20 protein-coding genes are annotated in these 21,432 nt (G+C 62.3%); 11 read left to right on the top strand and 9 right to left on the bottom strand.

Annotated features, from left to right (window positions below; translation table 11 throughout):
- Positions 1-16: 16 nt before the first annotated feature.
- From BLU15_RS26165 to BLU15_RS26135, 7 genes are read right to left on the bottom strand one after another with little or no spacing between them, the layout of a single operon-like run.
- The gene (locus BLU15_RS26165; protein WP_090299412.1) at positions 17-1,315 is read right to left on the bottom strand and encodes an NtaA/DmoA family FMN-dependent monooxygenase; all 1,299 of its coding nucleotides are present in this window, start codon (positions 1,313-1,315) and stop codon (positions 17-19) included.
- 15 nt (positions 1,316-1,330) lie between these two features.
- Complete coding sequence (locus BLU15_RS26160) at positions 1,331-1,981, bottom strand: NAD(P)-dependent oxidoreductase (protein WP_034791565.1); 651 nt, start codon at positions 1,979-1,981, stop codon at positions 1,331-1,333.
- A 19-nt stretch (positions 1,982-2,000) separates the two neighbouring features.
- Positions 2,001-3,251 (bottom strand): FAD-dependent oxidoreductase, encoded by a 1,251-nt coding sequence (locus BLU15_RS26155; RefSeq protein WP_090299409.1) that lies wholly within the window; start codon positions 3,249-3,251, stop codon positions 2,001-2,003.
- A complete protein-coding gene (locus tag BLU15_RS26150) occupies positions 3,248-4,126 on the bottom strand; it encodes an NAD(P)H-binding protein (protein ID WP_090299407.1) in 879 nt (292 codons plus the stop codon). Before BLU15_RS26150 ends, BLU15_RS26155 begins: the two co-directional genes overlap by 4 nt.
- A complete protein-coding gene (locus BLU15_RS26145) occupies positions 4,123-5,157 on the bottom strand; it encodes an ABC transporter substrate-binding protein (protein WP_090299404.1) in 1,035 nt (344 codons plus the stop codon). The genes BLU15_RS26150 and BLU15_RS26145 overlap by 4 nt, the downstream gene beginning before the upstream one ends.
- Positions 5,158-5,167: 10 nt before the next feature.
- Positions 5,168-6,400 carry an acyl-CoA dehydrogenase family protein gene (locus BLU15_RS26140; protein ID WP_090299402.1) on the bottom strand — a complete coding sequence of 411 codons (1,233 nt, stop codon included), beginning with the start codon at positions 6,398-6,400 and terminating at the stop codon, positions 5,168-5,170.
- A gap of 13 nt (positions 6,401-6,413) precedes the next feature.
- Positions 6,414-7,451 (bottom strand): ABC transporter substrate-binding protein, encoded by a 1,038-nt coding sequence (locus tag BLU15_RS26135; RefSeq protein ID WP_090299400.1) that lies wholly within the window; start codon positions 7,449-7,451, stop codon positions 6,414-6,416.
- A 300-nt stretch (positions 7,452-7,751) separates the two neighbouring features.
- Between BLU15_RS26135 and BLU15_RS26130 the strand changes: the two genes are divergently transcribed.
- The 5 genes from BLU15_RS26130 to BLU15_RS26110 are packed head-to-tail and all read left to right on the top strand — an operon-like array spanning position 7,752 to position 12,735.
- Complete coding sequence (locus tag BLU15_RS26130; RefSeq protein WP_090299397.1) at positions 7,752-8,738, top strand: ABC transporter permease; 987 nt, start codon at positions 7,752-7,754, stop codon at positions 8,736-8,738.
- A complete protein-coding gene (locus BLU15_RS26125) occupies positions 8,738-9,736 on the top strand; it encodes an ABC transporter permease (protein ID WP_089045360.1) in 999 nt (332 codons plus the stop codon). The genes BLU15_RS26130 and BLU15_RS26125 overlap by 1 nt, the downstream gene beginning before the upstream one ends.
- Positions 9,737-9,738: 2 nt before the next feature.
- Entirely contained in the window at positions 9,739-10,737 is a 999-nt protein-coding gene (locus BLU15_RS26120) for an ABC transporter ATP-binding protein (RefSeq protein WP_060521254.1), read from the top strand.
- Entirely contained in the window at positions 10,715-11,659 is a 945-nt protein-coding gene (locus BLU15_RS26115; RefSeq protein WP_090299394.1) for an ABC transporter ATP-binding protein, read from the top strand. Before BLU15_RS26120 ends, BLU15_RS26115 begins: the two co-directional genes overlap by 23 nt.
- Positions 11,660-11,673: 14 nt before the next feature.
- Positions 11,674-12,735, top strand: a complete 1,062-nt coding sequence (locus BLU15_RS26110) for an aldo/keto reductase (RefSeq protein WP_090299391.1) — start codon at positions 11,674-11,676, stop codon at positions 12,733-12,735.
- Positions 12,736-12,823: 88 nt separating this feature from the next.
- Here the strand turns inward: BLU15_RS26110 and BLU15_RS26105 are convergent, their stop codons facing one another.
- Both BLU15_RS26105 and BLU15_RS26100 read right to left on the bottom strand, forming a co-directional pair.
- Positions 12,824-13,777, bottom strand: a complete 954-nt coding sequence (locus BLU15_RS26105) for an amidohydrolase family protein (protein ID WP_090299387.1) — start codon at positions 13,775-13,777, stop codon at positions 12,824-12,826.
- Entirely contained in the window at positions 13,774-14,874 is a 1,101-nt protein-coding gene (locus BLU15_RS26100; protein WP_090299384.1) for an LLM class flavin-dependent oxidoreductase, read from the bottom strand. Before BLU15_RS26100 ends, BLU15_RS26105 begins: the two co-directional genes overlap by 4 nt.
- Before the next feature lie 349 nt (positions 14,875-15,223).
- Between BLU15_RS26100 and BLU15_RS26095 the strand changes: the two genes are divergently transcribed.
- From BLU15_RS26095 to BLU15_RS26070, 6 genes are all read left to right on the top strand, one after another.
- Positions 15,224-16,855 carry an ABC transporter substrate-binding protein gene (locus BLU15_RS26095; protein WP_090299381.1) on the top strand — a complete coding sequence of 544 codons (1,632 nt, stop codon included), beginning with the start codon at positions 15,224-15,226 and terminating at the stop codon, positions 16,853-16,855.
- Positions 16,856-16,946: 91 nt separating this feature from the next.
- The gene (locus BLU15_RS26090) at positions 16,947-18,170 is read left to right on the top strand and encodes an acyl-CoA dehydrogenase family protein (RefSeq protein WP_090299378.1); all 1,224 of its coding nucleotides are present in this window, start codon (positions 16,947-16,949) and stop codon (positions 18,168-18,170) included.
- Between the two features lie 219 nt (positions 18,171-18,389).
- Positions 18,390-19,343 (top strand): sulfonate ABC transporter substrate-binding protein, encoded by a 954-nt coding sequence (locus BLU15_RS26085; RefSeq protein ID WP_060521249.1) that lies wholly within the window; start codon positions 18,390-18,392, stop codon positions 19,341-19,343.
- Positions 19,343-20,179 carry an ABC transporter permease subunit gene (locus BLU15_RS26080; RefSeq protein WP_051659223.1) on the top strand — a complete coding sequence of 279 codons (837 nt, stop codon included), beginning with the start codon at positions 19,343-19,345 and terminating at the stop codon, positions 20,177-20,179. The genes BLU15_RS26085 and BLU15_RS26080 overlap by 1 nt, the downstream gene beginning before the upstream one ends.
- Positions 20,176-20,919 (top strand): ABC transporter ATP-binding protein, encoded by a 744-nt coding sequence (locus BLU15_RS26075; RefSeq protein WP_034791872.1) that lies wholly within the window; start codon positions 20,176-20,178, stop codon positions 20,917-20,919. The genes BLU15_RS26080 and BLU15_RS26075 overlap by 4 nt, the downstream gene beginning before the upstream one ends.
- Positions 20,920-21,136: 217 nt before the next feature.
- Positions 21,137-21,424, top strand: a complete 288-nt coding sequence (locus BLU15_RS26070; RefSeq protein ID WP_034791608.1) for a DUF971 domain-containing protein — start codon at positions 21,137-21,139, stop codon at positions 21,422-21,424.
- Positions 21,425-21,432 lie beyond the last annotated feature (8 nt).

Here is a 21,432-nt window from a genome sequence, read left to right as displayed (position 1 = left end):
TCGGGGCCTGTCTGTACTAGTACGGAAATGGCAATGCATAGCGCTCGCGAATGGTTTGTTCCTCGTAACGGTTACGATAAACACCGCGGTCCTGGAGGATCGGGACGACCTTCTTCACGAATTCTTCGATGTCATCAGGTGCCCGGGGCGGCTGAAGCGTGTAGCCGTCGACGGTGCCGTCCGCCCAAAGGTCGATAAGCGCATCGGCGACCTGTTCCGGCGTCCCGAGCAGCAGGCGGTGGTGCCCTTCCGAGCGGCGCACAGCCTGCCTGGCCGTCAACTTCTCATGTGTCAGCAGATCGGAGAGACCAAGGCCCATTCCGACCGCCTGAAGACGGTTGGGATCCGGAACGAAACGCTCGGCATCCAGAATGGCATCCGGATCGAAATCGTTGGGATCAATACCGTTCTCCCTGACGAAGCGTGCGATCAGGCCGTCCTCCGAGCCCGCGCCGCTGAAGAGTTCGTGTTTTCGCAACGCCTCCTCTTTCGTCTCGCCAAGGATCACCACCACCCCGGGCACGATCTTAATGCCCTTCGGGTCGCGACCGATGGCTGCAGCGCGATCCCTGACCTTCTTGCCGAAGGCCTGGCCAGCAGGGCGGGAGAGGATGTTGCAATAAATGATCTCGCCATGGCGGGCGGCGAGCTCGATACCGCCTTCGGATGCGCCTGCCTGCGCGATCACCGGATGGCCTTGAGGGCCACGCGGCACGTTCAGCGGTCCCTTCACTGCGAAATGATCGCCTTCGTGGTCGATCGCATGCGCACTCGCCGCATCCCAGAACCGTTCGTCGGGCACATGGCCGTCGCGGGCGGGATCCCAGCTTGCCCAGAGTTTCTTGGCAACATCGAGAAATTCGGAAGCTTTAGCGTAGCGCTCGGCTCGTGGGGGCAGCGGCGCCGAGCCGAAGTTGGCTGCCACATTCGGATTGAAGGACGAGACGATGTTGATGATCAGCCGGCCACCGGCCACGATATCCGTCGACTGGGTGCGGCGGGCGAGATTATAGGGCGAATTGTATGTGGACGACATGGTTGCGACGAAGCCGATGTCGGGCACCTGTGCCGCAAGCGCCGTACAGAGGATGAGCGGGTCGATGGTATGGAATGGTCGGCTGTTCGGGTCGGTCATCAAGGCCGGATGATCGGAAAAGAACACGGCGTCGAACAGGCCTTTGCGGGCGAGTTCCGTCAGGCGTCTGTAGTATTGAGGGTCATAGATGTCGTGGCGGCACCCGCTGCGATATTTCCAGGCGGCCGGCAGATAGCCTGTCGTGTTGATGCCGACATTGAGGTTGAGCGTGCGGGGCATGCGAATTGAGGTCCTTCAATAGGCCGCGGTGAAGCGGCGGCGGATGAACTGTCCCTTGTCGAGTTCATCGAGAATGGCGACGGCGAAATCGGCTTCGGAAATCCGGCTTTCGCCCGTATCGTCTCGCAGAAGCGCATCCTCGCCGAGCCTGAAACGGCCGGTTCTTTCGCCGGCCTTGATCGAAAGAGGCGGGGATACATAGGTCCAGTCGAGATCGTGCTCGCCGCGTTTCAGACTGCGCAGGATCTCTCGGTTTCGCAGCGTGTGAGCCTTGTGGTCCGCCGGGTAGAAATCACTGTCGACCACGTCGACGCCGGGGCTTGCCTGGAGGCTTCCGACGCCGCCGACGATGATGATGCGGCGGACGCCGGCGCGCTTGACGCCTTCAAACAGGGAAGCATGTGCATTCTCGATGAGAACCGCGGCATCTTCCGCCGAATGGCGGCGCAGACCGGGACTATAGGCACTGATGACCGCATCGTGGCCGGCGGAGATCTTTGCCACTTCCTCCGGATCGGCAATGTCCGCCTTCAGTGCCGTGAGACGCTCGGCAGGTTCCAGGTTTGAAGAGCGCGTCACGGCTGTCACGCGGTGATTTCGCGAAAGAGCTTCCTTGCGGATGTTGCTGCCGATGTTTCCTGAGGCGCCGAAGACGACAATGGACATGATCGATTTTCCTTAAGGGCTAAAGGGCAGGTATCGCCTTGAGCGGTTGATTGGCGCCGACATTGCGCTGCATGGCGGAAAGCGACGACCGCACGGCCTCGTAGCCGTGTTCGCGCATGGCGTTTTCGTAGTCGTTTAAGGCCGCAAGCAGGGGCTTGCCGTGGCGCCTTGCGGCGACGAGTTCGCGTACGAGCAATCCGGAATCGTAGAGGGCGGTGTTGCCGCCAAGCGCGCGGAAATAGGTCATCGCGTGGATCGCGTCGCCGAGTAACGTCACCGGACCGCTTTGCCATATCGCGCCGGGTGTGGAGCTCTTGACCTTGAGGAAGGCGACCGTCGACGGGTCGCTGTGGCGAATGAGGTTCAGGATGCGCTCGTCCCAGTGACGGATACGGTGAAGCAGCGTTTCGATGAGGGCCGCGCCGTTGAGCCGTTCGAGCAGTTCGTCCGGCCCGAGTTCATCCGTGTCATAGGCCGTGTTCCACCAGGTGTAGCTGGTGGAGTTGTTGAAGTGGAAGCCAGGGATATCGGCATGGCCGGGATCTTCCCTGCCTATGAAATCGTGACGCGCATAGGCAGACGGATCCACCCGATGGCTGGTGATCATCAGACCACGACCGTCGCGCGGGCGGATGTTGGTATTGAACTCGGTCAGCAGCGGTGAAATGCCCTGTCGTTCCGCTTCATCGATCGTGATCTTGCCGGCCAACCGGCGCACCCCAGTGTCGATGCTCTTGAGGTCAGGCAGGAGTTGGCGACGCACCGCCGATCCCGCCCCGTCGGCCCCGACCAGAAGATTGGCGTGTACGGCCGAGCCGTCGGAAAAATGCGCAAGCACGGTTCCGTCGGCAAGCTGCTCATAGCGCTCGAACCGTTTGTCTGTGTGAAAAAGGCCGTCGAGCCCGGACAGGAGGATCTGGCGCAGCGTGATGCGGCTGACCGATTTCTCGATGTGCGTATCTTCGGGTTCGCCTGATCCCTGGCTCGTGTTCTCGAGCCTTTGGAATGTCTCATCGAGAACAAGGTTTTCCGTCGGCGCAAGCCCGAGCGTATCAAGGAAGGCTTGAAAGAGGTGCGCCGGAAGGTTCGCCTGAAGCGCGTCGATGCCCCGTTGCCGGATCCGCATGCGGAAACCCTGCACATAGTCCGACCGGACCTGGTCGCGCTCGAAGACGGCGGTGTCGATGCCGTTCTTCTTGAGGCCTTGCGCGAGGGCGAGCCCACCCGGTCCCCCACCGATGATGGCGACGTCGATGAAGGGTATGGTCATGGCTGGTACTCGGGGACTGCGGTTTCGGCGGTCACTTGTTCGAGGATGAAGTCGGCGGTGGTACGGGGCGAACGGCCAAGCAGTGTTGGAATGACGTCGGTCGTCGTCGCGGCGCGGCCGGAAGCGATCAATCTTACGAATTGCGCAACGGCGCGGTGTTCGAAGTCACCGTCTTTTGGAACCGTCTGGGGCGGCTTCTCGAGGGCAGCAATCGGCCGTTTCAATGCAGCCGTCAGCAGAGCGGCGACCTGTCGGAGCGACACTACGTCCGGGCCGGTGAGGTTGAGCGTGCGCCCCCGGATGCGATCGGCGAGAAGTTGGTGCACCGCGACATCGGCGATGTCGCGCGCGTCGATGTAGCCGATGCCGGCGTCGAGGTTGGCTGCGACGACCTGACTGTTCGTGATCGCGTTCCGGATGGTGTTGGCGAGCGAGACCTGCATCCAGGCATTGGGACGAAGCGAAACAGCCTCGGTCGGAAGGCCATTCAAGTGCCGTTCCACGGCAGCGTGCGCTTCACCGGAGATAGAATTCCCTGGCGGCTCGATCGTCCAGTCGGAGCCCGAGATCTTGACGATGCGGGAAACATTTGCGGCGACGGCAGCATCGGCGACGGCGACCTGGTCCGTGACGAGCCTCGTGCTGATGGGGGATAACAGAAGGAGGCGCCCGACGCCTCGAACGGCCGTGTCGAGCGCGGCGCGGTCGCCGAAATCACCTGCGGCAATCTGCAGAGTTTCACCGAACAGGGCACGTGCCGTCTCCGGCCGTCGGGTAAAGACGCGAACCGGTTGTCCGCGTGCGAGAAGTCGTTCGACGACGAGGCGCCCAAGCTTGCCGGTGGCGCCGGTAACGAGGATCGGCCTCTCACTCATGCGGCGGCCCGCTGCAAGGCGGCCTCTAGCGGTCGGCGATCAATCCAACTGAAGACGTCGAAATCGGCCGGAATGAACTGCCAATCGAGAAGGAAGCGCTTGAAGTGGTCGAACGCGGCGATCTGGTTTTCGTCCAACGCCAGACCGAGATGACGGTGGACGTCCGCGCCGTTCGCCGCCCAGACGGCGTCCTCGCCGACGCCGATCTCGTTGGCGATGAACCGAACTGCTGTGTCCGGGTTCGAGGCCGCCCAATCACCAACACTGGCGACGGTCGACACAAGATCGACGACGAGGTCGAAATGCTCGTCAAGAAAGCGGGCGTCGACTGTCAGCGGCCTTGGCGTGCCATTGTTGATGCGGATCTTTGGATCCGGATGGAAACCGAATTCCGCCACCACAACTGCACCGATCTGATTGGCGAGCACGATGCCTTCTGCACCTTTGACGAAGAAAGCGTCGATCTTGCCCGAGGCCAGGGCCAAGAGTTCCTCGCCATAGGGATATCGGCGCTTCAGGCCCAGGAAGGCGGCGTTGCCCCGTTCGATGAGGTTGCCCTCGTTGGTGTCGAGATAGACGAGTTCGACATCACCGTGATCAAGGCCGTCGAGCGAAAGCGCCGAGACGATGCCTTTCAAGGCGGTGGCCCGCTGAAAGTCGACGACGTCGGAACTGGGCTTGCGTGGTACGCCGATGCGGCGGCCTTTCAAGTCCTTCGCGACAGCGATCCCGGAACCTGGAAGCGCGATAATCGCCTGGAACTCGTCTGTCGTGGTGATGCCGACAACGCGTGTCTCGCGCCCACCGGACCGCGCCCAGATCGGCGGAATGTTGCCGCCCTGTCGGAACGAGTAATCGAGCGCATGGGTAAAGTGGCTCTGGCGGACCGACGGATCCTTGCTGTCGCGGATCGAGCGGACGGCAACGCCGGCGTTTTCAAACTGTCTGTCGACCCAGCCGAGCTGATGGGCGATCGACAATGGTGTCGGGGCGGGGCAGCGCGTGTACCAGACGGAAGAGAGGGAAGACATCAGGGAACTCCTAGCGGCCGCCGACGACGGCAAGACGGGGTTGCTGGGGAGGTCGAACGGGGACCGGCTCGAGCGCAACGGCAGGTGCAGCGGTGTGGCGGTTGATTGCGGCCTTGGCGAGCATCGTCCGGATCAGGTTGTTTTGCGGCGCGTGCGCCTTGCCGGAAAGCGCATCGCGATGATGGCGTTCCAACGGATTGTCGCGACTGATGCCGGGGTTACCGCCCAGTTCGAGCGCAAGGGTCGTCACGGTGATCGCGTTGGCGATGACCGTGTGTTTGACCGCGGCGGCATCGGCGCCGAAGGGGCGCCCCGCATCGAAATCCTCGGCGATCGAGCGCAGGAGCCGGCGGTTGACCGTTAGCAAGACCTCGATCTCGCCAAGGCCATCCTGGATGCGGGGAACGGTGGAAAGCGGTGCACCGAGGCTTGCCGGTGCGCGCGAGGTCGTAAAATCGATCAGCCAGTCGCGTGCGCCGCGGGCAGCACCGTCGTAGATCGCGGGGACGAGTGAGAAATACCAGGCGCCCATGCGCTCGTCACGTTTCAGTCCCTCGCTCGCCGGCGCGATGTCGAGAACATCGGCGAGCGGGATCGCGACGTCGTCGAGGATCAGGTCGTCGCTGTTGGTTGCTCGCATGCCCGTTGCGTTCCAGGTCTTTTCGACGCGAATGCCATCGGCTGATGTCGGAACGAGGAATGAGCCCAGCCTCGGCTCCGGCTCGTCGGTAACGGCAAGCACAGACACCCAGCGCAAGAGCGGGATGCCGGTGGCGTAAGTCTTGTGGCCCGTAATGCGCCACTGATCGCCAACGCGGCGGGCAACCGTTTCGGGCAAGGAACCATGCGATGGCGAACCGACGCGCGGCTCCACCTGTGCCGCGTTGATGAGCGCGACACCCTCGCGATTGGCCCGGGTGACACGCTCGACAAGGTGGGGCGGCCACTTGCCTGAGGTTCGCACCGAAAAGTGCTGATTGTAGTGCATCGAAAGAACGAGAGCAGTCGATGGCTCTCCACGCGCGATTGCCGAGACGGCCGCCAGCGCTTCCGTCAGTCCACCGCCGAGGCCCCCGTGTTCGAGCGCTGTGACCAGGCCAAGGAGCCCCGCCTCGTGCAGCGCGTCGAAATTGGCGAAGGGGAATTCGCCGGTTTCATCATAGTGGCGTGCTGTCAGGGCGAAGCGTTTTCCGAGTTCTTCGGCCTTGGCAATCACCGGTTCGAAACGTGTGGGATCGGTCATCGGCTTTACTCGTTCAGGCGACAGCGCGGGCGTCGAGTTCCGCCCAAGGGCGCTGGTCCACCCATTGGTCGATGTCGAAGTTGCTCTCGAGGAACCCCCATTCATGCAGGAAGTCCTTGTAGTGTCCGATTGCCGCGACGAGTTCCGGTTCGAGGCCGATGCCGAGATGTTTGTGGAGATCCGGACCGTTGGCCGCGGCCACGACCTCTTCTGAGGCGCCGACTTCGCGGGCAACAAAGCGACGCACCTCGTCGGGGTGCTCTTCGGCCCACGAGCCGGCCTGCTTCAAGGTCGAGATCAGCTTGGCGACGAGATCGGGCCGATCTTCAGCGAGCCTTTCGTCGACGGTCAAAACCCGAGGGGAGCCGGAATTGATGCGGATCTTCGGGTCCGGGTGGAAACCGAATTCCGCGACCGTGTGAGCCGCAAAGAGATTGGCGACGGCAATACCGGGCGTGCCTTTGACATAAATCGCGTCCACCTCACCGCGCAGCAGTGCGGCCGCTTCCGGCCCGTAGGCCTGCCGGTTTCTGAGGCCGTGGAGCTGCGGGCCCTCCCTGCCATCAAGAACGCTTTCGGAAAGCGGGATATCGACGATCTCGACATCGGAGGGCGTGAGCCCTTCGAGAGACAGAGCGGAAACCAGGCCCTTCAGCGCCGTTGCTGCCATGAAGTCGACGATACCGGGTGGTCGGCGCGCAATGCCGAAGCGCCGGCCGACAAGATCGCGCGTCGTTTTGATCCCGGTCTCGGGCAACGTGATGATGGCCTGGAATTCGTCGGTCCAGGTGATGCCGGCGAGCCGCGTCGGGTTGCCTTCCGAGCGGGCGCGGATCGGCGGGACGTTGCCGCCATGGCGAAACGAATAATCGAGATGGTGATCGAAGTGGCTGGATCGGACGGAGCGGTCCTTGCTGTCGATGATCGAGTTGAGCGCAATGCCCTCCGCGGCAAACGCCTTGTCGAGCAGGCCGAGCTGGGTGGCGAGCCCCACGGGTGTCGGGACAGGGCGGCGCGTGTACCAGATTTGCGAGATGGCATTTTTTGTCACGAGGTTCTCCGCTGTCTTCGATGGGGTGTGCCGGGAAGCGTTTTTCGTTGGAGTGGCTCTTCCTAGTCGGCCATTGCTATTAGCTGTACTGATTTCGGATTAGATTTCCCAGACTGGCGCCGTTCACGACATATTGTAGGAATGACGTTCCTGCTAATGGTCACTCTCAGGGCGAAATTACTAAAACAGATTTGACAAAGCCTATGTAATTAGTCAACTATAAAAATCATCTGCGGCGACAAGGTCAGGCCGAGGTGAAGGTTCGCTGTTGGCGGACAGCCAAACGGAGAGGCGACATCGATGCCGGTGCTGATCAGAATTGCGCGAACGCTTCGACGAACGCTTCTGCAGGCAGTTCCAACGATCCTTGGAATTGTGATCCTGAACTTTTTCCTTTTGCAGCTGGCTCCCGGCGACGCGGCCGATGTGCTTGCCGGCGAGGCGGGTTCGGCGACCGAAGAAAGCGTTGCGGCACTGAGAGCCCGCTTCGGCCTGGATAGTCCGCTGCTCGAGCAATTGGCCACCTATCTCGGCAACCTCGCGCAATTCAGCCTTGGATTTTCCCCGCGCTACGGCATGCCGGTCGCCGACCTGATTGCGCAGCGCCTGCCCGGAACATTGACGCTGATGGCGGTGGCACTCGTCATCGCGATCGTCCTCGGTGTCATCCTCGGATCGCTGATGGCGACGTTTGCGGGGCGGATCCCCGATCGGCTTTTGTCGATCTTCTCGCTGCTCTTCTATTCGATCCCGAGTTTCTGGATCGGCCTGATGCTGATCGTGCTCTTCTCGGTCAAGCTCGGCTGGTTGCCGACCGGGGGTGCAGGCACGATCGGATCCCAGCTGAAAGGGTTCCCGGCGCTCTTCGACAAGGCCCGCTACATGGTGCTCCCGGCAACGTCGCTCGCGCTTTTCTACGTCGCGATCTATGCGCGGCTGACGCGCGCCGCCATGCTCGAAGTCAAAAACCAGGACTTTGTCCGCACTGCCTATGCCAAGGGGCTGACGCCTTATGGCGTCACCGCGAGGCATATCTTGCGAAACGCGCTGATCCCGATCACGACCATGGCCGGCATGCACATCGGCGGCATGCTCGGCGGCGCCGTGGTGGTGGAAACCGTCTACAGCTGGCCGGGCCTTGGCAGGCTCGCCTTCGAGGCGGTCATGGGCCGGGATTTCACCGTGCTCCTCGGCATCCTGCTTCTGTCCTCACTTCTCGTCATCATTGCCAATGCCACGGTGGACCTTGTCCACGCCTGGCTCGACCCTCGAATTGGAGCGCGCTGATGTCCGCCACTGACTTCGGAGCTTTCCCAGCGGTTACGGGCGGCGCCTATGCCGCTCCTGCCACGAGCGAGCAGGCTACCGCGCCGGAGCGCCCGTCCTGGTCCAACGTAAAGGCGCCCGATGCGCGCTCCCAGCAGAGCACTGCGGTCGCCATTACCAATGGGCGAAGGGCCCTCAAGGTCTTTCTGGCCAACCCCAATGCCCTGTTCGGAACGGCCTTCCTTGCGCTTGTGATCGCCGTCGCGCTGCTGGCTCCAGTGCTTTATCCCGACGACCCGCTGTCGATGGTCGGAAAACCGTTCCTGTGGCCGGGCCAGGATCCGGCTTTCCCGCTCGGCACGGACGCGCTCGGCCGCGACGTGCTCGCTGGCATCCTGCATGGCTCGCGCATTTCCCTGTTCGTGGGGCTGATGGCAACAGCGCTCGGTCTCACCTTCGGCGTGATCGTCGGCGCGATCGCCGGTTACTTCGGCGGCTGGATCGACGATCTCCTGGTGCGGCTGATCGAGATCTTCCAGACCTTGCCGAGCTTCGTGCTGCTCGTCGTTCTGGTCGCGATCGTCCAACCCTCGGCAACAACGGTGACGCTAGCGATCGCGGTCATTTCCTGGCCGACGGTTGCAAGGCTGACCAGGGCCGAGTTTCGTGCGATCCGAGAGAAGGATTTCGTCATGGCCGCCCGCAGTCTCGGCTTTGGCCATGGACGGATCATCTTCCGCGAGATCCTGCCCAACGCGCTGCCCCCGATTATCGTGACGTCATCGGTCATGGTCGCCACCGCAATCCTGATGGAATCCGCACTTTCCTTCATGGGTCTCGGCGACCCCAATGTCGTGAGCTGGGGCTCGATGATCGGTACCGGTCGCGAATTGGTCCGGACCGCCTGGTACCTGACGGCCCTTCCGGGCCTCGCCATCGTCTTTACGGTGCTTGCGCTCAATCTCATCGGCGACGGGCTGAACGATGCCCTTAACCCCCGCTTCACTGGGGATCGTTGACGATGGCGCCGCTGCTCCAGGTCGAAGACCTCACCATCGGCTTTCCGCGTGCCGAGCCAGTCAGAAATCTCTCGTTCGAGGTGGGGGCGGGGGAGACGCTGGCGATCGTCGGCGAGTCCGGTTCGGGCAAATCGTTGACCGCGCTCGCGCTGATGCAGTTGCTGCCGCGCGCAGCACGGGTGACCAGCGGCCGCATCGTCTTTGACGACCGCGATCTTCTGGGGCTCGATGCGCGTGAGATGCGGCAGCTGCGCGGGCGCGACATCGCCATGATCTTTCAGGAGCCGATGACGAGCCTCAATCCGGTCATGTCGATCGGCCGGCAGATCGGCGAAGTGCTGAAGGTGCACGAGAAGCTTTCAGGTCGAGCGGCGCGGGAACGCGCGATCGAACTTTTGAAGCTCGTGCGTATTCCTGCCGCCGAAAAGCGGGTCGACGATTATCCGCATCAGCTGTCGGGCGGTATGCGCCAGCGGGTGATGATTGCAATGGCGGTTGCGTGCCGGCCAAAGTTGCTGATCGCCGACGAACCGACGACGGCGCTCGACGTGACGATCCAGGCGCAGGTGCTCGACCTGCTCGACACGCTCAGGCGCGAGCTTCAGATGGCTGTGGTGTTGATCACCCACGACCTCGGCGTCGTCGCGCAATGGGCCGACAAGGTCGTCGTCATGTATGCCGGCCGCAAGGTCGAGCAGGCCTTGCCCGGAGATCTCTTCAACGATCCGCTGCATCCCTATACGCGCGGGCTGCTTTCGGCCTCGCCACGGCTAAAGAACGACCTTCACTATCTGAGCGGCCGCTTGACCGAGATCCCCGGGTCGATCGTCTCGGCGGCCGGCGAGGCCGGCTGTCCCTTCAGGCCGCGCTGTCGCCAGGCGCGTGCGAGCTGCGGCCATCAGGTGCCGCCGCTGATTGCTCAGACGCCGGAGAGGCTCGTTGCCTGCCCGTTCACCTCGTCCCTCAAGGCCGTGCCCGATGCCGCTCATCTCAGCCTCTGATCTGAAGACACACTACAAGACGCGCGATGGCCTCTTGCGCTCCGTCGATGGCGTCGATCTCGTGGTCGAGCGCGGTGAAACCGTCGGGCTTGTCGGCGAAAGCGGCTGTGGCAAGTCGACGCTTGGCAAGACGCTTTTGCGCCTGGTCGATCCGACCGAGGGGCGGATCGAATTCAAGGGCGAAGACATCACGAGACTTGACCAGGGTCGGCTCAGGAACGTGCGCAAGTCGATCCAGATGATCTTTCAGGATCCCTTCGCGTCGCTCAATCCGCGCCACACGATCGGTGAAATCCTGGAGGCGCCTCTGATCGTGCACAGGGCCGGCAGCCGAGCGGAGCGGCGTGACACCGTTGCCGGCATAATCTCCAAGGTCGGGCTGCCCGCCGATGCCATCAATCGCTATCCGCACGAATTCTCGGGCGGCCAGCGGCAAAGGATCGGCATTGCCCGCGCGCTGCTGCTCAACCCGGACCTGATCGTTTGCGACGAGCCCGTATCGGCGCTCGACCTGTCGATCCAAGCGCAGATCCTGAACCTTTTGGTGGAGATGAAGAAGGAGTTCGGTCTTTCCTATCTTTTCATCAGCCATGACCTGTCTGTGGTGCGTTATTTCTGCGACCGGGTTTTGGTCATGTATCTCGGCCGGATCGTGGAAAGCGCCGACAATGAGACGCTCTGGTCGGACCCGCGCCATCCCTACACGCGCGCTTTGATGGCTGCGGTTCCCGATCCCTCGCGGCCGCGGCAGGCGGCTCCCCTTGGCGGCGATCTGCCGAGCCCGAGCGACATTCCGTCGGGCTGTCGGTTCCACACCCGCTGCCCGCTGGCGACGGACCTTTGCCGCGTCACCGAACCCGAATTCCGCGCCATCAAACCGGGCCATCAGGTGGCCTGTCATGTCGCGGACCAGATCAACTGAAATGGAGAACTTGAATGGTTGAGTATCGCTATCTTGGGCGCAGCGCCCTCAAAGTGTCGCCGCTGACGCTCGGATCCATGATGTTCGGCAACCAGACGCCTGACGACGTTGCCTTCCGCATCATCGACAAGGCGCGCGAGCAGGGCATCAACTTCATCGACACCGCCGACGTCTACCACGACGGCAAGTCGGAAGAGGTGGTCGGGCGCGGCATCAAGGCCAACCGCGACCATTGGGTGGTGGCAACGAAGTTCGTCAATTCGCGTGCGAAGGGGCCGAACCTCGGGGGCTATTCGCGCAAATGGGTCTATCAGACTGTCGAAAACTCGCTGCGCAATCTCGGCACCGACTACATCGACATCCTCTACTTTCATCGCGCCGTCTTCGATGCGCCGCTCGAAGAGCCGGTGCGGGCGATCGCCGACCTGATCAAGGCCGGCAAGCTGCGCTATTTCGGGGTCTCAAACTTCCGGGGATGGCGCATTGCGGAAGTCGCCCATCTCGCCGACCAGCTCGGCATCGACCGGCCGATCGCAAGCCAGCCACTCTATAACATCGTCAACCGCACCGCCGAGGCCGAGCAGCTGCCGGCGGCTGCAGCCTATGGACTGGGTGCTGTGTCCTACAGCCCGCTCGCCCGCGGCGTTCTGACGGGCAAGTACAATCCCGGCGAAGCGCCAGCTGCCGATACCCGCGCCGGACGCGGCGACAAGCGCATGCATGACGTGGAGTTTCGCGAAGAATCGGTGGCGATCGCCAAGGAGATTGCCGCACACGCGAAGGCCAAGGGAATTGCTGCCGCCGATTTCGCGCTCGCCTGGGTGCTGAACAACCGGCTGATCACCTCGACCATCGCAGGGCCCCGCACGGAAGAGCATTGGGATGGCTACATTCGCGCGCTGGACGTCAAGCTCGATGCGGAAGACGAGGCGCTGGTTGATCGCCTGGTCGCGCCCGGTCATCCGTCGACACCGGGCTTCACGGATCCGGGCCACCCGCTCGAAGGCCGTGAGCCGCGGTCCGGCGCGGGCGAAGCCGAGATCATCCCGCTCGCCCGCTCGCGGCGCGTCGCTTGAGAGGGTCCTGGCTGGGTAACTCCCGACCAGTGCCATCCTGTTGCAAAGAGCCCCGGATCATCGATCCGGGGCTTCGTTTTGCGCGTGACTATTCCGCAGCTACGGCCTGCTGGTGCCTGAGGCCGAGAAGGCGCCGCGCGTTGCCGCCAGCAACGAGACGTGCCTCCTGATCGCTTAGCCCCGCATGCTCCAAGCTCTGCCGCAACGCGTCCGCATCGAGCGCAGGAAGAATTGGCCAGTCCGTGCCGGCAAGCACGCGGTCCGCGCCGAAAAAGCCTGTCAGCGTGCGTACGATGTCCGGATCATGCCCCATCGTGTCGAAGTAGATATTGGGCCGTCGCCCCGCTTCCCTGGCAGAGCGAGCATAGATGCCGCCGCGTGCCGCCTGGACAATCGCGCCCAGACCGAGCGTTGCAAAGACCAGATGCAGGTCTGGCAGTTCGTCAAGAAGCGGAGACTGGATGACCGACAGGAAGGCGACGCCGTTCATCAATCCACGCCCGAGCGAGTTGCCGAGATTGCCGGCGCCGTCGATCAGAACGCCGGCGTCCGGGTGGGCAACGGGATGCACGAAAACCGGAACCCTGTGGCGCGCCGCAACTTCGAGCGTGGGGCGGACGGCGGGATCGGCGATGAACTTGCTGGCGCGTGAACTGTCAATCACCAGTCCTGAAAGACCGAGCTCGACGATTGCCCGCTCGGCTTCGCGGGCCGCTTCGTCGCCGGCAAAGGCATCGACGACGGCAAATCCGGTGAGGGTAGAATGCTCGCGCGAAAGCGTCGCAAGCCAGTCGTTGGCCTCCCGGACGGCTTCAAGCGGTATGCTTGCCTGCAATCCGAAGAGGCTTTCGATCGTCGCCGTGACCACAGCGAGCGATACGCCGCCTTGTTCAAGTTCGTCGACCAGCGCCTGAGGCGTCGTGATCTTTCGATGTATCTCCGGCGAAAATGCGCCAGCGGGCTTTTCGTATTTGCCTCCGGGACGCCAGGCTGGCGGCCAGAGATGGGCATGGATGTCGACGATATCGAGCGGAGCGGTCATTCGGCGGCAACCTTTCTCGCTTGGCGTTCAGCAATGCCAGCTTTGACCAGCGGCACGACATCACGCCCATAGGTGACGGTATCTTCTGTCGGGTAGAAGCCACGAACGAGGAAGTTGGAAACGCCCGCGTCGTAATAGTCGAGGATGGCGTCGGCGACCTGTTCGGGTGTCCCGACAAGAGCTGTCGAATTTCCGCCGGCGCCACTCGCTTCTGCGACTTCGGTCCAGAGCCGCTTGTCCAGCACCTTGCCGCGGCTGGCGGCCTGCCGCAGGCGAACAGAACCGACGTTAGATGGCAGCTTCTCGCCGTTGCCGCCGGCCGAGCGCGCGACCTGTGACTTGACCTTCTCGAGGATATCGGCCGCCTTTGCCCAGGCGGCGTCTTCGGTCTCAGCCACGACGGTGCGAAAGGCGAGGGTGAAGCGGATATCGTCTGCCGCGCGACCATTGGCAATCGCCGCTGTGCGTACCTTGCCGATGGTTTCCCGTGCGCCGTCGAGCGGTTCGCCCCAGAGCGCATAGATATCGGCGTGCTTACCGGCAACGGCGATCGCCGCATCGGACGAACCGCCGAAGGAAATCGGGATACGGGGCTTCTGGAACGGCTTTACCTGGCTATAGGCGCCCTTGAACCTGTAGAAGCGCCCCTCGTGATCGAAGGGCTGATCGCTCTCCCAGACTTTCCTCAGCACCTGCAGATACTCGTCGGTGCGGGCATAGCGGGTGTCGTGATCCTCGAAGTCGCCGTCGCGAGCCTGGTCCGTGTCGGATCCGCCGGTGATGATATGCACCCACAAGCGGCCCTCGGAGAACTGATCGAGGGTGGCAAGCTGGCGCGCGCCGAGTGTCGGGGCCATCAGGCCGGGCCGGTGGGCAAGCAGCGCCCCGATCCGGTCGGTCTGGCTGAAGACATAGGCAGCGATCTGGTTGTTGTCGGGCCATTGCGCGAACTGGCCGATCAGCAGACGATCGATGCCGGCGGCCTCCGCGGCCTGCACGTGATTGCGAATATAGGTCTTGTCGATGACCGGACCGGAGGCCGGCACGATGTCGGACCCTTTCCTGTTGGACGTATGGCCGATGAATTCGGGACGCATGGAGAACTCCTTCAGAATGCTGGGCGCGCAGATCGCAATAATCTATTTATCATATGTATTTTGTCGATTGCTTTTTGCCCACCGATCTTGGGATGGATTGTCGTGCGATGGGCCCTTCGGGAACTTTTCCTCCACCAAGGCGGCTTTTGCAGACACTCATCCTGTCTGCGTGCACATCGCCGGTCCGGCAAAGGCTTCGGCCTGAGTAGCTTTTTTCAGAAAAGCCCTGGACTTTAGAATTACACTATCTCGATAAATATAGTAGATTTTATAAAGTCTGGCTAACACCCTGACAGGGGTGCTGGAGAAATCGGCGTTGCCTGTGCTTCGCCTGGCAGGGGATACTCAGATGACAGCAAGACACAACGGGACTTTCAAGCCGACGCGGCGCGCGTTCCTCCTTTCCTCCGTTGCGCTGGCGAGCGCGATTGCCGTTCCATTGCTGCCGGTGCCTTCGCTTGCGGCAGACGAGCCGCCGCGCGGCGGCAGCGTATCGATCAACATCGGCACCGAACCGCCAGTTCTCGTCCTTATCGCCCATAGCGCCGGCGCTGCCTACTACATCAGCGGCAAGGCGACCGAGAGCCTGCTCACCTATGACAAGGACTTCAATCCTCAGCCGCTGCTCGCCACCGAGTGGACGGTCAGCGAAGACGGCCTGCGCTACTGGTTCAAGCTGCGCCAGGGTGTCCGTTGGCACGACGGCAAGGATTTCACGGCCGAAGACGTCGCCTTTTCGATCCTGGCGCTTAAGGAAAACCACCCACGTGGCCGGGCGACCTTTGCGCATGTGAAGGAGGCCAATGTCCTCAATTCGCATGAGGTCGAATTGATCCTTGCCAAGCCGGCTCCTTACCTTTTGACCGCCTTTGCAAGCTTCGAGGCGCCAATCGTCCCGAAGCACCTCTATGAAGGCACAAAGATTGCGGAAAACCCGCACAACGTCGCGCCTGTCGGCACCGGCCCCTACAAGTTCGTCGAATGGGTGCGCGGAAGCCATGCGCTTTTCGTGCGCAACGAGGACTATTGGGGTTCGCCCAAGCCCTACCTTGATCAGATCATCTTCCGCTTCATCATCGATCCGGCGGCAGCCGTCGCCGCGATCGAGACCGGCGAGGTGCAGGTCTCGACGGCCAACCTGCCGCTCACCGACATCGACCGGCTGAAGGCCAACCCGAACCTCGTCGTCGATACCGATCCGGCGCCCTATTCGCCGAGCATCGCCCGCGCCGAGTTCAATCTCGAAAACAAGTATCTTGCCGACATAAAGGTGCGCCATGCGATCGCGCACGCGGTCGACAAGGACTTCATCGTCAATACCGTCTACCTCGGCTATGCAACGCGGCTCGACGGGCCTGTCAGCCCGGATCTCGCGAAGTTCTACACTCCGGACCTTCCAAAATACGAGTTCGACCCGGCCAAGGCCGAAAAGCTCCTCGACGAGGCAGGTTATGCGCGGGGCGCCGACGGTTTCCGCTTCAAGCTGTTCATCGATCCGACCCAGCCTTCCGGTCCTCCCAAGCAGACCGCGGAATACATCGCCCAGGCCCTTGCCAAAGTGGGCATCAAGGTAGAGCTGCGAACCCAGGACTTTGCGACTTTCGTCAAACGCGTCTTCACCGATCGCGACTTCGATATCGCCATTGAAGGCATGAGTAACCTCTACGACCCGACCGTCGGTGTTCAGCGGCTCTACTGGTCGAAGAACTTCAAGCCGGGCGTGCCCTTCACCAACGGCTCCAAGTATTCGAACCCAGACGTCGATCGACTGCTCGAAACGGCCGCCGTCGAGATCGATCCGAAGAAGCGCCTGCAGCTCTTCAACGAGTTCCAGAAACTGGTGGTTCAGGATCTGCCGACGCTCGACATCGTCACCCCGGCTGTCATCACCGTCTACGACAAGCGGGTAAAGAACCTGAAGCTCGGCGTCGAGCATCTCTGGAGCAATGGGGCAGGCATCTATCTCGACGGGCAATCGTAAATGATCTCGACGACGTAGTCGTCGAAGGCGCGAGTGCAGCCGGAGCGGACCCTGGCTGCACTCTCTTTTTCTTCAGTGTCGGAGTTGACGTGTGACGATAACCAAGGTGCTGACCGTTTCCCGCCCAACACGCGCGCAGCTTCTCGCGCGCATTCCCGGCTTCGTGGCCGAAGTCGCCAAGGGCGCGTCCGAACGAGACCTCTCCCGTGAACTTCCCTTCGAAGCCTTCAAGCTTTTCCGCGAGCTGGAACTTGGAACCCTGCGCATCCCGGCGGTGCTCGGCGGGCCGGGCGGTTCTGTTGCCGATTACATCGAGATGATAGCGGCGATCGGTGCTGCCGATTCCAACGTCGCCCACGCGCTCCGGTCCCATTTCAACTATGTCGAAAACGTTATCCTCAGCGAGCCTCGTGAGCGGGATGCCGGTGCGGTCGAGCTTATTCTGAGCGGCAAGCTTTTTGGCGGCGCTCATACAGAGCAAGGCACGGCTCGCCCCGGCCAGGTGACGACGACGATCGTCAGAAAGGGCGACACCTACAGGCTCAACGGCCGCAAATGGTATGCCACGGGAACAGCCTTTGCCGACTTCGCTTCGTTCAGCGCGCTGGACGAGGAGGGGCAGGCCGTTGGTGTTCTCCTGCCGGTCGACCGGCAGGGCATTACCATTCTTGACGATTGGGATGGCATGGGGCAGCGCCTGACCGCCAGCGGCGGCGTCATCCTCGACAATGTCGAGGTGTTTCCGCACGAATTGGCCCGGCGCGCCCTCGACAATCTCGTCGGTCGCCACTGCTCGACGCTGCGCCAGTTGCATCTGGCGGCAAGTGCTGCCGGCGCGGTGCGCAACGTCCTTTCGGACGGCCTTGCCTATGTTCGCAGCCAAGCGCGATCTGCCGCCCACAGCAGCGCCGAAACGGCCAATCAGGATCCGTTCGTGCAGCAGGTGATCGGCGAAATCGCCGCCAATTCCTTCGCGATCGACACGGCGGTTGCCGCCGCCGCGGTTGCGCTCGACCGGACGGTTGCCGCCTTGGGCAGTAGCAACGATGCCGAGATCGAGGACGCCTTGATCGAGAGCGCGCTGACGACAGCGCGAGCGCAGCTTGTTCTTGGCCAGCTCGGATTGCGAAGCGCTGAGCGCATGTTCGAGCTCGGCGGTGGCTCGGCGACTTCGCGCGGCAACAACTTCGATCGGCACTGGCGCAACATCCGCACCGTTCTCAACCACAACCCGCTCCTGCATAAGTCGCGTGTGCTGGGCGACTACCTGCTGAACGGCACGACGACGCATCTGAGGGAAGGAAGGGTGTTTTGACTGCACACACCTGTCTGGCAGCGCCTACGGTCTGGTCGGCTTGCTGACGGTCGCTTCGGCGCTCAACTGAGCCGATGGTTGGAAGCTCTATCGTCGCAAAGTCCCAGGCGTGAGGAGAAAAAACTACGCGCGGCGGTAAGCTTGGAAAGGCGCTCTAGAATGAAGGTTAAATCTATCGATTATATGTGTTAATATACACCTTTCGCACAGGAGAACGTCATGATGATTTCCAGACGCCTTTTCTCGATAGCGCTTGCGGCCCTGTTTACGGTGCCGCTTCTTGAGGTCGCTCCCGCAGCAGCCTCCGACAAAGTGATCCGCATTGGCTACCAGAAATACGGCACGCTTGTACTGCTCAAGGGAAAGGGTCTTCTGGAGAAGAAGCTGGAGAAGATCGGTTACACGGTCACATGGGCAGAATTCCCGGCGGGCCCGCAACTTCTCGAAGCCTTGAATGTCGGCGCAGTCGATTTCGGTACGACGGGAGAAACGCCGCCGATCTTCGCGCAGGCGGCCGGCGCGCCGCTGGTCTATATCGCCCATGAACCGCCGGCGCCGCGCGGCGAGGCGATCCTCGTGCCGAAGGGTAGCCCCATCCAGAAGGTTTCGGATCTCAAGGGTAAGACCGTCGCCCTTAACAAGGGTTCGAACGTGCACTTCCTCCTGGTGAAGGCGCTGGAGGAGGCTGGTCTCAACTATAGCGACATCAAGACCTCCTTCCTTCCGCCCGCCGACGCCCGCGCTGCCTTTGAACAGGGCGCCGTCGATGCCTGGGTGATCTGGGACCCGTTCCAGGCTGCAGCCGAGCTCGCGATCGAGGCACGCGAACTTCGAAACGGCGAAGGGATCGTACCCAACCACCAGTTCTACCTGGGCGCAAAGCCATTCGTGGACGGCCATCCCGAGGCCGTCGATACGGTGATCGAGGCCGTTGCAGAGATCGACGAATGGGCGAAGGCCAATCCGGCCGCCGCGGCCGCCGAACTTTCGCCTTCCGTTGGCATTCCCGCGGACGTGCTGGCCGTCGCGCTGCAGCGACAATCGTACGGCGTGAAGGCTCTCGATGAGGGCATCGTCAAACAGCAACAGACGATCGCCGATACCTTCTTCGAACTCGGCCTGATCCCGAACAAGATCTCGATCGCGGACGTCGTGCGCAAAGGCGGTGCCTGATGGTGGACGTGTCGGTAGCCGGTATTGCTACCGGCGAAGCCCGCAGGCCCAATCTGAAGAACCTGTGGAGCGGGCTGGCTCCATGGGCTCTTCCGCTTGCGCTTCTCGTCGTTTGGGAAATTGCGGCGCGCACGGGTCTCGTCACCGCCCGCCTCATGCCGGCACCGACGACGATTGCTGCGGCCTTCTGGCGGTCGTTGCTTGATGGCTCGCTTCTTTTCCATACGCTCGCCTCCACCCGTCGGGCCTTCATAGGCCTTGCGATCGGCGGCGGGCTCGGCTTCGTCGCCGGCGTCGTTACCGGTCTGTGGAAACCGGCCGAAACCCTCCTCGACAGCACCGTCCAGATGGTGCGCAACATCCCGCATCTTGCCTTGATCCCGCTCGTGATCCTCTGGTTCGGTATCGATGAAACCGCCAAGATCTTTCTGGTTTCGATCGGCGTCTTTTTCCCGATCTACATCAATACCTTCTATGGCGTGCGAACCATCGACCCTCAGATCGTTGAAATGGCGTCCGTCTACGGGCTCGACCGCAGGGCGCTGATCCGCCGCATCATTCTTCCCGGCGCGCTGCCCTCCATCCTGGTCGGCCTGCGCTATGCTCTCGGTTTCATGTGGCTGACGCTGATCGTCGCTGAAACGATTTCATCGACAAACGGCATTGGATACATGACGATGAACGCGCGGGAGTTCCTGCAGACGGACGTCGTCCTGCTCGGCATTATCGTCTATGCGCTTCTCGGAAAATTCGCTGATGTCGTGACCCGTTCGATTGAGAAGCGCGTTCTCGTATGGCATCCGGCCTATCAGTTGAAGCAGGGGGGCCGACAATGAGTGCCCTGCAGGCCCATGTGAGGGAAAGCGACGGCGGTCTCCCGATTTCGCTGTCGCGGGTCGAAAAGTCTTTCGGCCAGCTCAACGTCCTCGACAGTTTCAACCTGGAAGTTCCCGCGGGCCAGTTTCTTGCCGTCGTCGGAAGGTCGGGTGGCGGCAAGTCAACCTTGTTGCGGCTGATCGCCGGTCTTGATGCGGCAACAGCGGGCCGCGTCAGTATCGCCGGACAAAAGGTTGACCGCACCCTTGCGTCCGTGCGCCTGCTTTTCCAGGAGGCGCGCCTTGTTCCCTGGCAGCGGGTCATCGAGAACGTCGGCATCGCCCGCGGCCAGAACTGGCAGGAAACTGCCCGTCGAGCGCTCGCGGACGTGGGGTTGGGGGGACGTGAAAACGATTGGCCGAGTGTACTTTCCGGCGGCCAGCGTCAGCGCGTGGCTCTCGCCCGCGCCCTCGTCAGTGCGCCGCAGATCCTGTTGCTCGACGAACCTTTCGGCGCGCTCGATGCGCTGACGCGCATTGAAATGCATCGCCTGCTCGAGGGGATCTGGACGGGTCGAGGTTTTACCACCGTGCTGATCACCCACGACGTCGCAGAGGCGGTGGCGCTTGCCGACCGTGTGGTGGTGCTGCGGGAAGGGGCAATCGCGCTCGATATCGACATCGATCTCGAGCGCCCGCGGCGGGAGCTGGCTGACCCCCGTGCGGTCGATTTGCAGCGTCAGATACTTGAGGCCGTGTAGCGTTCGATTTGACTGCCGGAGAGCGTTGGGGTTTGCGGCCACGATCGTGGGCGCCGGGTGCGGACGTGCGCTTCGTCGCCCGGCCTTACGGGCGTTGGCGCGCGTTCGTGGGTATCTCGTTCGGCTGCGACAGGATCCCTATCGAAATGCCAAGGCAATTTATTGCGTGTGCGGGGCCCCCACCTTCCTAAAATGGTCGAACCATCAAGGAGCGCCCATGATCGCTATCAGTCTCAAGGTCAATGCTGCACGCAGCAGTCTCGCTGTCACGTGGGACGATGGGGCGGTTTCTCATATCCCGGCGACCGTGCTGCGGGCGCGCAGCCGCGCTGCCAGCCAGGTGCGCGCGGATATCGAAGGGCGCGCTGGTTCCTATGATGCCGTCACCCTCAGCGGTGCAGAGCCAATCGGCACCTACGCGATCCGGCTGGTTTTTTCCGACGGCCATGATCGCGGCATCTACCCCTGGCCCTACCTGCGCGCGATCGCCGACTCTACGTTTTGAGGAAGAAG

This window comes from Ensifer sp. YR511 (genome assembly GCF_900103045.1).
GTDB lineage: Bacteria > Pseudomonadota > Alphaproteobacteria > Rhizobiales > Rhizobiaceae > Ensifer > Ensifer adhaerens.
This window is presented reverse-complemented; position numbering and strand designations above follow the sequence as displayed.

What these genes read in the sequence shown, in the direction of transcription:
- BLU15_RS26150 (WP_090299407.1), bottom strand. Translation starts at nt 4,126, where the DNA reads ATGAGTGAGAGGCCGATCCTCGTTACCGGCGCCACCGGCAAGCTTGGG.
- BLU15_RS26145 (WP_090299404.1), bottom strand. Translation starts at nt 5,157, where the DNA reads ATGTCTTCCCTCTCTTCCGTCTGGTACACGCGCTGCCCCGCCCCGACA.
- BLU15_RS26080 (WP_051659223.1), top strand. Translation starts at nt 19,343, where the DNA reads ATGGTGGACGTGTCGGTAGCCGGTATTGCTACCGGCGAAGCCCGCAGG.
- BLU15_RS26160 (WP_034791565.1), bottom strand. Translation starts at nt 1,981, where the DNA reads ATGTCCATTGTCGTCTTCGGCGCCTCAGGAAACATCGGCAGCAACATC.
- BLU15_RS26120 (WP_060521254.1), top strand. Translation starts at nt 9,739, where the DNA reads ATGGCGCCGCTGCTCCAGGTCGAAGACCTCACCATCGGCTTTCCGCGT.
- BLU15_RS26095 (WP_090299381.1), top strand. Translation starts at nt 15,224, where the DNA reads ATGACAGCAAGACACAACGGGACTTTCAAGCCGACGCGGCGCGCGTTC.
- BLU15_RS26110 (WP_090299391.1), top strand. Translation starts at nt 11,674, where the DNA reads ATGGTTGAGTATCGCTATCTTGGGCGCAGCGCCCTCAAAGTGTCGCCG.
- BLU15_RS26085 (WP_060521249.1), top strand. Translation starts at nt 18,390, where the DNA reads ATGATGATTTCCAGACGCCTTTTCTCGATAGCGCTTGCGGCCCTGTTT.
- BLU15_RS26165 (WP_090299412.1), bottom strand. Translation starts at nt 1,315, where the DNA reads ATGCCCCGCACGCTCAACCTCAATGTCGGCATCAACACGACAGGCTAT.
- BLU15_RS26075 (WP_034791872.1), top strand. Translation starts at nt 20,176, where the DNA reads ATGAGTGCCCTGCAGGCCCATGTGAGGGAAAGCGACGGCGGTCTCCCG.
- BLU15_RS26105 (WP_090299387.1), bottom strand. Translation starts at nt 13,777, where the DNA reads ATGACCGCTCCGCTCGATATCGTCGACATCCATGCCCATCTCTGGCCG.
- BLU15_RS26125 (WP_089045360.1), top strand. Translation starts at nt 8,738, where the DNA reads ATGTCCGCCACTGACTTCGGAGCTTTCCCAGCGGTTACGGGCGGCGCC.
- BLU15_RS26115 (WP_090299394.1), top strand. Translation starts at nt 10,715, where the DNA reads ATGCCGCTCATCTCAGCCTCTGATCTGAAGACACACTACAAGACGCGC.
- BLU15_RS26100 (WP_090299384.1), bottom strand. Translation starts at nt 14,874, where the DNA reads ATGCGTCCCGAATTCATCGGCCATACGTCCAACAGGAAAGGGTCCGAC.
- BLU15_RS26070 (WP_034791608.1), top strand. Translation starts at nt 21,137, where the DNA reads ATGATCGCTATCAGTCTCAAGGTCAATGCTGCACGCAGCAGTCTCGCT.
- BLU15_RS26130 (WP_090299397.1), top strand. Translation starts at nt 7,752, where the DNA reads ATGCCGGTGCTGATCAGAATTGCGCGAACGCTTCGACGAACGCTTCTG.
- BLU15_RS26155 (WP_090299409.1), bottom strand. Translation starts at nt 3,251, where the DNA reads ATGACCATACCCTTCATCGACGTCGCCATCATCGGTGGGGGACCGGGT.
- BLU15_RS26140 (WP_090299402.1), bottom strand. Translation starts at nt 6,400, where the DNA reads ATGACCGATCCCACACGTTTCGAACCGGTGATTGCCAAGGCCGAAGAA.